A 1243-nucleotide genomic window follows, 5' to 3' on the forward strand; every position below is an offset into this window, starting at 1 on the left:
TGACCATGAACCGTCCCGCTACACTCCCACCGCTCGACATTCACCCAGGTCAAGCCTCAAAGTACTGCTGGAGTATTAGATGTATTGACCCGCAGGGTTGTTGACGCGGCTGATGGGCGGGTAACCACCGAGTGCGGTGTGGCACCGGTGGTAGTTGTAGGTGTGCAAGAAGTCCACCAGAGCTTCGGTGCGTTCGGCGTTGCTGGAATACGGGCGCACGTACGCCCACTCGTCGAGCAGGGTGCGATTCAGGCGCTCGACCTTGCCGTTTGTCTGCGGACGATACGGACGGGTGCGTTTGTGGACGATGCCGGCCGTGCTCAAGGTCTGTCCGAACAGCCGGGATCGGTAACAGGATCCGTTGTCCGTGAGGACCCGTTCGACGGTGATGCCGTGAGCGGTGAAGAAGGCGTTCGCTCGCCGCCAGAACGCGGCGGCGGTCTCCTTGCGCTCGTTGGTCAGGACCTCGCTGTAGGCGAGCGGGGAGTGGTCGTCGATGGCGGAGTGGACGAAGCTGTAGCCAATCACAGGACTGCCGCCCTTGCGGGCGTCGGTGGTGGTCTGCCGGTTGGCGAGGGCTTGCTGGCGGGGCATGATCCGATGGCCGCCGCTGTCAGGGATGTTGCCGAGTTTCTTGATGTCGACATGGACGAGTTCGCCGGGGCTCGCTCGTTCGTAGCGTCGTATGACCTGGCCGGTGGGCCGGTCCATCCATCGCAAGCGGTTCAGGCCGTGGCGAGTCAGCACACGGTGCACCGTGGAGGCGGGCATGCCCATGATCGGGCCGATTCGCGCCGGGCCGAGTTTCCGCTCACGTCGCAGCGCGCAGACTTGCTCCTCCAGGTCTGAGGGCGTGCGGTGTGGAGTGGTGAGGGGCCGACTTGGGCGGTCGTAGAGACCTGGGTCGCCTTCGGCTCGCCAGCGCTGGACCCACTTGTAGGCAGTTGCGCGGGAGATCCCCATTTTGTCGGCGACATGGGCGACGGGCCTGCCTGCTCGAACCCGATCGACCAAGAGGCGTCTGCCGTGGATGGCCAAACGCGCGTTGGGGTGTGACACGGGGGCCTCTTCAGTCTGTGATTGTCCCGCCCTGACCTGGAGGTGCACGTTGGCGAGGAGGAGATGCGGCGGGGGGGGGGGGGGGGGGGGGGGGGGGGGGGGGGGGGGGGGGGGCGAGCGCGGGGCGGAGCGTCGGGCGGGGGGGCGACTCGGCCGCCAGGAGCGAGACCCCGGGCGGGAGCGG

1 protein-coding gene is annotated in these 1243 nt (G+C 67.1%); it reads right to left on the reverse strand.

The annotated features are described in order from the left end of the window. Nucleotides 1–75 precede the first annotated feature (75 nt). On the reverse strand, nt 76–1059 hold the full coding sequence (locus tag LCE31_RS34835; RefSeq protein WP_225021694.1) for an IS481 family transposase: 984 nt from the start codon (nt 1057–1059) through the stop codon (nt 76–78). Nucleotides 1060–1243 lie beyond the last annotated feature (184 nt).

This window comes from Streptomyces sp. 8L (assembly GCF_020176795.1).
Classification (GTDB): Bacteria; Actinomycetota; Actinomycetes; order Streptomycetales; family Streptomycetaceae; genus Streptomyces.